The sequence below is a fragment of the Streptomyces sp. NPDC056222 genome, from assembly GCF_042264065.1.
Taxonomy (GTDB): domain Bacteria; phylum Actinomycetota; class Actinomycetes; order Streptomycetales; family Streptomycetaceae; genus Streptomyces.
Genome location: NZ_JBHJTL010000206.1, coordinates 1 through 1,625, shown reverse-complemented (window position 1 = coordinate 1,625; position 1,625 = coordinate 1). Strand labels below are relative to the sequence as shown.

The window sequence follows — 1,625 nt, the reverse complement described above, 5'->3', positions numbered from 1 at the left end:
CTTCATGGATTTAAATCCCAGCGTGGCGCCGATTATCCGTTTCAGTTTGCCATGATCGCATTCAATCACGTTGTTCCGGTACTTAATCTGTCGGTGTTCAACGTCAGTCGGGCACCGGCCTTCGCGTTTGAGCAGAGCAAGCGCGCGACCATAGGCGGGCGCTTTATCCGTGTTGATGAATCGCGGGATCTGCCACTTCTTCACGTTGTTGAGGATTTTACCCAGAAACCGGTATGCAGCTTTGCTGTTACGACGGGAGGAGAGATAAAAATCGACAGTGCGGCCCCGGCTGTCGACGGCCCGGTACAGATACGCCCAGCGGCCATTGACCTTCACGTAGGTTTCATCCATGTGCCACGGGCAAAGATCGGAAGGGTTACGCCAGTACCAGCGCAGCCGTTTTTCCATTTCAGGCGCATAACGCTGAACCCAGCGGTAAATCGTGGAGTGATCGACATTCACTCCGCGTTCAGCCAGCATCTCCTGCAGCTCACGGTAACTGATGCCGTATTTGCAGTACCAGCGTACGGCCCACAGAATGATGTCACGCTGAAAATGCCGGCCTTTGAATGGGTTCATGTGCAGCTCCATCAGCAAAAGGGGATGATAAGTTTATCACCACCGACTATTTGCAACAGTGCCGATAAAAATATATCATCATGAACAATAAAACTGTCTGCTTACATAAACAGTAATACAAGGGGTGTTATGAGCCATATTCAACGGGAAACGTCTTGCTCGAGGCCGCGATTAAATTCCAACCTGGATGCTGATTTATATGGGTATAGATGGGCTCGCGATAATGTCGGGCAATCAGGTGCGACAATCTATCGATTGTATGGGAAGCCCAATGCGCCAGAGTTGTTTCTGAAACATGGCAAAGGTAGCGTTGCCAATGATGTTACAGATGAGATGGTCAGACTAAACTGGCTGACGGCATTTATGCCTCTTCCGACCATCAAGCATTTTATCCGTACTCCTGATGATGCATGGTTACTCACCACTGCGATCCCCGGGAAAACAGCATTCCAGGTATTAGAAGAATATCCTGATTCAGGTGAAAATATTGTTGATGCGCTGGCAGTGTTCCTGCGCCGGTTGCATTCGATTCCTGTTTGTAATTGTCCTTTTAACAGCGACCGCGTATTTCGTCTCGCTCAGGCGCAATCACGAATGAATAACGGTTTGGTTGATGCGAGTGATTTTGATGACGAGCGTAATGGCTGGCCTGTTGAACAAGTCTGGAAAGAAATGCATAAACTTTTGCCATTCTCACCGGATTCAGTCGTCACTCATGGTGATTTCTCACTTGATAACCTTATTTTTGACGAGGGGAAATTAATAGGTTGTATTGATGTTGGACGAGTCGGAATCGCAGACCGATACCAGGATCTTGCCATCCTATGGAACTGCCTCGGTGAGTTTTCTCCTTCATTACAGAAACGGCTTTTTCAAAAATATGGTATTGATAATCCTGATATGAATAAATTGCAGTTTCATTTGATGCTCGATGAGTTTTTCTGATAGTTAGTCTTTGTAGAGACACAAACCTGAAATTCCGGACACCGCGCTTCAGGACATCTCCCTGGACGCCGATATCTGGCAGTATCCGGACGGTACTATCG

General features: G+C 47.7%; 2 protein-coding genes. One reads left to right on the top strand and one right to left on the bottom strand.

The window, feature by feature from the left end; all coding sequences use genetic code 11:
• A partial coding sequence (locus ACFC0D_RS38485) for an IS6-like element IS26 family transposase (protein ID WP_376446756.1) occupies positions 1 to 579 on the bottom strand: 579 nt, incomplete at its 3' end.
• A gap of 129 nt (positions 580 to 708) precedes the next feature.
• Here ACFC0D_RS38485 and ACFC0D_RS38480 point away from each other — a divergent pair.
• Positions 709 to 1,524, top strand: a complete 816-nt coding sequence (locus ACFC0D_RS38480; RefSeq protein WP_000018326.1) for an aminoglycoside O-phosphotransferase APH(3')-Ia — start codon at positions 709 to 711, stop codon at positions 1,522 to 1,524.
• Positions 1,525 to 1,625 lie beyond the last annotated feature (101 nt).